The sequence below is a fragment of the uncultured Nocardioides sp. genome (assembly GCF_902805925.1).
Classification (GTDB): Bacteria; Actinomycetota; Actinomycetes; order Propionibacteriales; family Nocardioidaceae; genus Nocardioides.
Genome location: NZ_CADCUP010000123.1, coordinates 1 through 7015, shown reverse-complemented (window position 1 = coordinate 7015; position 7015 = coordinate 1). Strand labels below are relative to the sequence as shown.

Here is a 7015-nt window from a genome sequence, read left to right as displayed (position 1 = left end):
CATCGCCCTCGACATCACGGTGCCGCACGAAAGCCGCGTCACGGTCAAGACGGGCAGCGCCGACATCGTCTGCCACGGCGGGTTCGCCGCGTGCCAGCTGAGGTCCGGGTCCGGCGACGTGCGCATCGACGACCTGACCGGCTCGGGCGTCGTCGAGACCGGCTCGGGCGACGTCCGCGTCGGCACGGCCGCGGCGGACCTGCGGGTCAAGTGCGGCTCGGGCGACATCGAGGTCACCCGCGCCGCGGAGACCATGGCGCTCTCGACCGGGTCCGGTGACGTGAGCGTCGGCAGCAACGCCGGCCCGGTCGCGGTCAAGACCGGGTCGGGTGACGTCAACGTCGTCGAGGCGCGTGCCGACGTCGCGCTCTCCACCGGCAGTGGCGACCTCACGGTCCGCACTGCCCACCGCGGCACCTTCACCATCAAGGGCGCCTCGGGCCACATCCGCCTCGGCATCCCCGCCGGCACGCCCGTCTGGACCGACATCACCACGCTCAGCGGCCGGATCGACTCCGACCTCCAGGGCACCGGCGCGCCCGCCGAGGGACAGGACCACGTCGAGGTCCGCGCCAAGACCGCCAGCGGCAACATCACGCTGCGCCAGGTCTGACCACAACCACTCACGCACCACCCACACAGAACGGGACCATGTCATGCACGAGAGCGCATCCGAGGTAGAGCTCGTCGCCCGCAACCGCATCCGCGAGCGCGTCGCCGGATCCCCCACCCTGGTCCGGACCGCCCGGCCCCGCCGCCGTACGACGGTGGCACGCACCCTCCGCCGGGTGGCCGACCGCCTGGACGGCTGACCCGCGCCGAGGGTCGACGGCGCAGGGTCAGGAGCGCATGGCCACGCCGCGCCGCCAGTAGCCCATGAAGGCCACCTGACGGCGGTCGATCCCGCGGTCGCGCACCAGGTGGCGACGCAGGCCGGTGACCACGCCCGCCTCGCCGGCGATCCAGGCGTAGAGGTCGGCGTCCACCCCAGGGGCTGCCTCGATCAGCGCCTCGCCGGAGCTGGAGTAGGTCGGGGTCTCCCAGAGATCCGGGTCGACCTCGTCGGTCTCGATCACCGGCGCCGCGTCGGCCTCGCCGAGGTGGGCCAGGACCGCGCCGTGCAGCTTCTCGCCGAGCGGGGCCCCGTCCCGCGGGAGCCAGACGACCTCGACGCCGACGGGTGCGACCACGTCGAGCACGTCGCCCGAGACCGGCACCTCGAGGAACGCAGCACCCCGGGAGCCGGGAGGCAGGTCGCGCAGGATGCCGCTGATCGCGGGCACCGCCGTCTCGTCGCCCACCAGCAGCAGCCGCGGCTGGGGCCCGGCCGAGCTCGAGTCGAACTCGATGCCCCCGAAGCCCGCCCCGGCTCGTGGAGCCAGGGTCACCAACCGGTCACCCACCGCCGCGGTGGCGGCCCAGGCGGCACCCGGTCCGGTGGCGCCGGGCTCGAGGTGCAGCACGATGTCGACGACGATGCGGGTGTCGGCGCCGCTGCCGAGCTGCTCGCGGATCGTGTAGGTGCGCAGGTGGCCTCGCTCCTCTGCAGGACGGTCGAGCCAGGAGCCGAACCACGACTCGTCGGCCCCGGTGACGTCGGGCAGCTCACCGCAGGCGTTCGGGAAGACCAGCTTGAAGCGCTGGTCGAGCAGCGGACCGGCTACTCCCAGGTCGGCCAGCGCCGCGCCACCCAGCTCGACCCGCACGAAGGAGGGCGAGAGGCGTTCGACCGCGACCACCTCGACTCCTGCGAGGATCATCGGCAGCTCGGTGGCGGTGCTCGTCATGACGTCGTCCTTCACGTGAGGCGGACCTAACTTAGGTCAGCCTAACCCGGGGCGGACGCCGTGGGAGGGGTGGCTCAGATGCGCGTGCGGTGGAAGCTGCGGAAGGACAGCGACGGGGTCGGACCGCGCTGGCCCTGGTAGCGCGAGCCGTACTTCTCCGAGCCGTACGGGTGCACGCTGGGCGAGGTCAGGCGGAAGAAGCAGAACTGGCCGATCTTCATGCCGGGATAGAGCTTGATCGGCAGCGTGGCCACGTTGGCCAGCTCCAGCGTCACGTGCCCGGAGAAGCCGGGGTCGACGAAGCCGGCCGTGGCGTGGGTCAGCAGCCCCAGGCGCCCCAGCGACGACTTCCCCTCGACCCGCGCCGCGATGTCGTCGGGCAGGGTCACGACCTCGTACGTCGATCCCAGCACGAACTCGCCGGGGTGCAGGATGAACGGCTCGTCGCCGTCGGGCTCGACCTCGCGGGTCAGGTCGGACTGGTCGGCCGCCGGGTCGATGTGGGGGTAGCGGTGGTTCTCGAACACCCGGAAGAACCGGTCGAGGCGCACGTCGATGCTCGACGGCTGCAGCATGTCGGGATCCCACGGCTCCATCGCGATCCGGCCGTGGTCGATCTCGGTCAGGATGTCGCGGTCGCTGAGCAGCACGACGGCACCCTACTCGCAGCCCACCCTCCACCGGCCGACACAATGACGGCATGGACCACGGCCGGGCGTTCCAACGCTACGTCGCCCTCGGCGACTCCTTCACCGAGGGGGTCGGCGACCCCGACCCGTCGCGGCCCAACGGCCTGCGCGGGTGGGCCGACCGCGTCGCCGAGGTGCTCGCAACCGAGGTCGACGACTTCGGCTACGCCAACCTCGCCATCCGCGGCCGCAAGCTGCGGCCCATCGTCGCCGAGCAGCTCGAGCCGGCGCTCGCCCTCGAGCCCGACCTCGTCACCATCCATGCCGGCGGCAACGACGTGCTCAGGCCGAAGGTCGACCTCGACGCCCTCGCCGCGGCGTACGACGACGCGGTCGCCCGCCTCACCTCGACCGGCGCCCGGGTCGTGATGTTCACGCTCTTCGACCCCGGCTCCTCGGGCATCTACGGGCCGGTGCGCGGCCGGATGGCGATCTTCAACGAGTGGGTCCGCGAGATCGCCGACGCGCGGGGCGTCACGGTCGTCGACATGTGGCGGATGCGCGACACCGACCTGGTGCAGATCATGGACACCGACCGGATGCACCTCAACGCCGCCGGGCACCAGCACATGGCCATGGCGGTCCTCGACGCGCTCGGCGTCGAGCACGACCTCCAGCCGCTGCCCACCCGGCTCATCCCCACGCCGGCCCGGCGTGCCCAGATCGCCGCCGACGTCCGCTGGACCCGTGAGTTCCTCGGACCCTGGGTGCACCGGCGCGTGACCGGTCGTTCCTCGGGCGACGGGGTCCCGCCGAAGCGGCCCACCCTGGAGCCGATCACACCTCCCGGCTGAGCGACGGTATGCTCTGCCCGTCGACCTCCGGGCCGGCGTGCGGATGTAGCTCAGTTGGTAGAGCGCGACCTTCCCAAGGTCGATGTCGCGAGTTCGAGTCTCGTCATCCGCTCCATGCTCCTCGGCGTACGTCGCGCTCAGCGCGACGCTCTGCCGAACCGTCGATGATGCGAGTCCGAGTCTCGTCATTCGCTCCAGCACTCCCCGCTAGGACGCGCCCAGACGCGCCAGCGCGACGCTCTGCCGACCGTCGATGTCGCGAGTCCGAGTCTCGTCATCCGCTCCATGCTCCTCGGCGTACGTCACGCTCAGCGTGGCGATCCCCGGATATCCGGGGATCCGACCGATCACTCCGCTGGTCCAGAACTACACAAATGGCATTCAGCGGCGTGTCGCTTCCCTGGTACGCATGTGACCCATGGGACAGTTGCGACTTTTGAGACTGTCAGGGACAGTAAGTCGTCACCCACACCGACAGACGACTGATCGAGGTCCCTTCCCCATGTCTCGCCGTACCCTCCTGCGTCCGGCGGCCGTCGCCGTGGGCGCCTTGGCGCTCGTCGTCGCGATCGCCCCGTTCCTCCCCGACGCCGGCGGCCCGGACGCAGCGATCGCCCCCAGTGGCACCGCGTCGCCGCTGCGCACCGCCGCGACCGCCGGTCCCGGCCGAGTGACGCCCGCCATGCAGGCGGAGATCGACCGTGTCGTCGCAGCCGGCACCGCGCGGGTGGGCGCGCGTCGCAGCACCGCTGCCGACGCTCGCTGCGCCACCTTCGAGGGGCAGCGCTACTGCCTCGGCGTCGGCTGGACCACCCAGACGCAGGAGCAGGTGCAGGCACGCACGGCGTACGCCGCGCAGGCGCTGACAGCCCGCCGCCGCGCGGTCGAGACGACCGGTGACCTCGACGCCGCCGCAGCCCTGGCCCGCACCGCGAGGCTGCGCCCCGCGGCCCGGGAGCGCCGGGAACGGGCCGAGCTCACCACCGCCGCCCGGTCGGTCGCGAAGGTCTGGCTCCTGCGCCACGAGGTCCAGGGCATACCGCTGCCCGACGGCTTCGCCGCCGCCCACCCCGAGGCCCGGCTCTCCACCGCGGCCACCAACCCAGCGGCCGCGAGCGGGAAGACCGCGGCCGACTACCCGCGGTCGGCGACCGTGCTCGACGAGGCGCAGGTGGCGCAGCAGAGGCGCAACTACTGGTGCGGCCCGAGCACCATGCAGATGATGGCCTGGGGCTGGCGCGAGCGCCGGCAGCCGCAGAGGAAGTGGGCCCGCAAGATCGGCACCTCGACCGCGGGCTCGGCGATCACCGACCTCGTGCGGGTCGTCAACAACAACACCGGCTGGGACAGGGCCGAGCACGCCGGCACGTTCATCACCCTCGACATCGCGGACTTCACCTTCGACGAGTGGTACGTGCTGATGATGCGCCACGTCACCGACTACACCGCGCCGGTCGTGCTGCACCCGGTGCTGCAGAAGAAGTACTACCCCTACCTCGACGACGACGCCTCGGGCCACTTCCAGGTCGGCCGCGGCTACGACCAGAACCCCGCGGGCGAGCCGTTGCTGGGCTACTTCGAGCCGTGGAACCAGCAGCGGTTCGACCCCAGCGAGCCCTACATCGAGCGGGTGCAGTGGCAGTCGGCCTACCAGCAGTACCGCGCCAACAAGGCGCACTTCCAGCACAACGTCGGCGTGTGATGCGGGCGTTCGGGACGTACGCCGCGGGCGCACTGCTGGTGGGCGGCCTGCTCGCCGGCTGCGCCGGCGACGAGCCGGCCCCGACCGCTGAACCGTCGAGCACGCCGGGCACGACCGAGAGCCCGGGCACGAGCGAGAGCCCGAGCACGATCGACGGCCCGACGGAGAGCCCCGACGGCGGCCCGGTCGCGCCCACCGCCGCGCTGCTCGACTGGACCCCCACCGGCGAGTCCCCCGACGACGTGGTCGTCGTGGGCGGCCAGTGGCGCGTGCGCGTGCCCGGCGAGGGTGACCGGGCCGAGCTCAGGGGTCCCGACGGACCGCGGACCATCGAGGCGGGCACCGGTCGCCGCATCGAGGAGGTGCTGCTCGACGAGGAGTGGCTCGTGGTGGTGGCCCAGGACGAGCAGGGCACCCGTGCGGCCGAGGCGACGGTCGTCGAGCTGTCCACGGGTGACGGGCGCCGGCTCACCCCGCCCCCGGCGTCCGGCGGCTCCTGGGCGATGCACGGCGGCACCCTGCACTACCCGACGACCGGCCCGCAGGAGACCTACTGCCTGGCCGCCTTCGACCTCGCCTCCGGACAGGGCGAGGTGGACTACTGCGCCGCGCCGCGGCACGGGTTCGCCGGCGTCGTCGCCAGCAGCACGACCACCGCCTTGATGACCTTCGACGACGCGCGTCCGGTCTCCTGCCGGACCCTCGCCACCCTCACCGACGGCGTGGCAGAACCGCTCGCCGAGGCACCTGCCTGCACCGGCTGGGACGTCGCGGCGACCCCGACCGGTGCGGTGTGGTCGGTGCTCACCGACGAGAACCAGGTGGGAGTGGGCGCCTTCTCCGCGAGCGCCGACGGCGCGACGTACGACCTCGGCACGGGGGCGACCGGCACGCTGACGCCCTGCGGCGACTCGGTCTACTTCGCCCGCAACGCCGCGGGCGGCCAGCCGGCCCAGCTGCTGCGGTGGACGCCGGAGGCGACCCTCGAGGTCGCCTACGAGGCGCCCGGCGACGGGCCCGGCTTCCTGGGGGAGCCGGCGTGCGCGGGCGACGTGCTCACCGTCAGCGCCTTCGGGGCCGGCGGCGACGAGCAGGTCTCCGCCGTCGCGCCGTAACCTCGGAGGGTGACGTTCCAGGGCTTCCCGACCGCTGCGCTCGACTTCTACGACGACCTCGAGGTCGACAACACCAAGTCGTTCTGGGAGGCCCACAAGGGGGTGTACGCCGAGTGCGTCGCGGCGCCGATGAAGGCGCTCTGCGCCGACCTGGCCCCGCAGTTCGCCCCGGACGGACAGGGCGCGAAGGTGTTCCGGCCCTACCGCGACGTGCGCTTCGCCAAGGACAAGACACCGTACAAGACCCACCAGGGAGCGTTCGTCGGCGTGGCCCCGTCCACCGGCTACTACGTCGAGCTGTCGCCGCGCGGTGTGCGGGTGGGCGGCGGGTTCTACGAGGCGAGCGGCCCCCGGCTCGCGGCGATCCGCGACGCGATGGCCGCGGAGCGGACCGGCCGCGCGCTCGCCCGCCTCCTCACCAGGTACGAGAGGGACGGCTGGGAGATCGGCGGGGAGCAGCTGCGGACCGCCCCGCGGGGGTACGACGTCACCCATCCCCGCATCGACCTGCTGCGGCGCAAGCAGCTCTTCGTCGGCCGCCCGTACGGCTTCGGCGAGGACGCGATCGGGCCGGGCCTCCTGGAGCGGGTGCGCGCCGACTGGGCCGCCCTGCGCCCCCTGGTCGAGTGGGTGGCGAAGAACGGCGTGCACTGATGATGGCGGCCGCGTGGCCCGGGCGCCGTCGCGGCTCGGCCATCCGGTCACCCGACGTGTGGCGGGGGCCTTCGATGCTGGCGGACGACCCGCCGCCGTTCGAGCCGACGTTCCTGCACCGCGACTTCCACCCGCGCAAACGTCCTCTGGTCCGGGGCGGAGATCAGCGGCGTGGTCGACCGGGTCGAGATCTCCTCGAGTCCTGCCTGGCTCGACGTGGCGCACTGCCGCCACCTGGAGGTGATGGACGTAGTGGGTTCCTGCTACCGTCCGG

8 protein-coding genes and 1 tRNA gene are annotated in these 7015 nt (G+C 72.6%); 7 read left to right on the top strand and 2 right to left on the bottom strand.

All coding sequences use genetic code 11. The features are described 5' to 3' along the window. On the top strand, positions 1 to 613 hold a 613-nt coding region (locus QZX64_RS08865), incomplete at its 5' end, for a DUF4097 family beta strand repeat-containing protein (protein ID WP_295658476.1). Positions 614 to 656: 43 nt separating this feature from the next. Next, positions 657 to 812 (top strand): hypothetical protein, encoded by a 156-nt coding sequence (locus QZX64_RS08860; protein ID WP_295658475.1) that lies wholly within the window; start codon positions 657 to 659, stop codon positions 810 to 812. A gap of 27 nt (positions 813 to 839) precedes the next feature. Here the strand turns inward: QZX64_RS08860 and QZX64_RS08855 are convergent, their stop codons facing one another. Both QZX64_RS08855 and dcd read right to left on the bottom strand, forming a co-directional pair. Continuing rightward, positions 840 to 1787, bottom strand: a complete 948-nt coding sequence (locus QZX64_RS08855; RefSeq protein ID WP_295658474.1) for a siderophore-interacting protein — start codon at positions 1785 to 1787, stop codon at positions 840 to 842. A gap of 74 nt (positions 1788 to 1861) precedes the next feature. Further along, on the bottom strand, positions 1862 to 2437 hold the full coding sequence (gene dcd, locus QZX64_RS08850) for a dCTP deaminase (protein ID WP_295658473.1): 576 nt from the start codon (positions 2435 to 2437) through the stop codon (positions 1862 to 1864). A 50-nt stretch (positions 2438 to 2487) separates the two neighbouring features. Here dcd and QZX64_RS08845 point away from each other — a divergent pair, with 50 nt between their 5' ends. The 5 genes from QZX64_RS08845 (at position 2488) to QZX64_RS08825 (ending at position 6741) form a co-directional block, all read left to right on the top strand. Beyond that, positions 2488 to 3270: an SGNH/GDSL hydrolase family protein gene (locus QZX64_RS08845; RefSeq protein ID WP_295658472.1), complete on the top strand. Its 783-nt coding sequence runs from the start codon at positions 2488 to 2490 to the stop codon at positions 3268 to 3270. Between the two features lie 39 nt (positions 3271 to 3309). Beyond that, positions 3310 to 3385, top strand: a tRNA-Gly gene (locus QZX64_RS08840). A 387-nt stretch (positions 3386 to 3772) separates the two neighbouring features. After that, positions 3773 to 4972 carry a hypothetical protein gene (locus tag QZX64_RS08835; RefSeq protein WP_295658471.1) on the top strand — a complete coding sequence of 400 codons (1200 nt, stop codon included), beginning with the start codon at positions 3773 to 3775 and terminating at the stop codon, positions 4970 to 4972. After that, on the top strand, positions 4972 to 6087 hold the full coding sequence (locus tag QZX64_RS08830) for a hypothetical protein (protein ID WP_295658470.1): 1116 nt from the start codon (positions 4972 to 4974) through the stop codon (positions 6085 to 6087). The genes QZX64_RS08835 and QZX64_RS08830 overlap by 1 nt, the downstream gene beginning before the upstream one ends. A 9-nt stretch (positions 6088 to 6096) precedes the next feature. After that, positions 6097 to 6741, top strand: coding sequence for a DUF2461 domain-containing protein (locus QZX64_RS08825; protein WP_295658469.1), 645 nt, complete (start codon positions 6097 to 6099; stop codon positions 6739 to 6741). The last annotated feature ends 274 nt before the right edge of the window (positions 6742 to 7015 follow it).